This is a genomic window from Streptomyces milbemycinicus (genome assembly GCF_002154605.1).
Taxonomy (GTDB): Bacteria; Actinomycetota; Actinomycetes; order Streptomycetales; family Streptomycetaceae; genus Streptomyces; species Streptomyces milbemycinicus.
Genome location: NZ_MUNE01000406.1, coordinates 1 through 716, shown reverse-complemented (window position 1 = coordinate 716; position 716 = coordinate 1). Strand labels below are relative to the sequence as shown.

1 protein-coding gene is annotated in these 716 nt (G+C 68.0%); it reads right to left on the bottom strand.

The window, feature by feature from the left end; translation table 11 throughout:
* Positions 1–716 (bottom strand): glycoside hydrolase family 27 protein (locus CCN51_RS30775; RefSeq protein WP_143675928.1); only part of this gene is annotated, 716 nt, incomplete at both ends.

Sequence of the window (716 nt, the reverse complement as noted above, 5' to 3'; positions counted from 1 at the left end):
ACGGCGATGACCTCGCGGTTGGTCAGCAGGGACAAACCGTAGGAGTCGAGGCGGGTGAGGTCGTCGCCCGTGTACAGCGGGGACTTGGCGATGGCCCACAGGGTGGCGTAGCTCTGCCGCTCGGCCCTGGTGAGGCCGTCCATCTCCCCGTTGCCGACGTTCAGGGAGTCGAGGTCGTTCCAGCCGCCGGGGCCCGCGTGCCGAGTCCAGCCCGGGGCGTCGTCCCAGCGGTCGTCGACGGAGTTCTCCCAGCTGACGAGGGTGTTGCAGTAGCACTCGACGTCGGTGTCGATGCGCCAGCCGTTGGAGTACTTCTTCCAGTCGGCGACGCGCCCGATGTCCAGGGACCAGGAGATCTCGAGGTGGATGGGGCGGCCGGTGGCGGCGATGGCCTTCTGCCAGGCGGTCACGTCCGACACGTTGTCGTACTGGTCGCCGCTCTTGCCGGAGCCGGGGCCGACGCCGTCGAGCTTGAGGAAGTCGTATCCCCAGTCCGCGAACAGCTGTGCCTGGGAGTCGACGTACTTCTGGGCGCAGGGGCGGGAGAAGTCGAGCTTATAGGCGCTGTCCCAGCCGTTGGTGGTGCGCAGGTCGTCGTGGACGATGTCGGCGGTGGTGCAGCCGTCGGCGTTCCAGACCGGGACCCTGCCGTCGCCGTACGCCTCCTTCTCCAGGCCCACGGGCAGATAGATGCCCGCTTTGAGGCCCTTGGCATG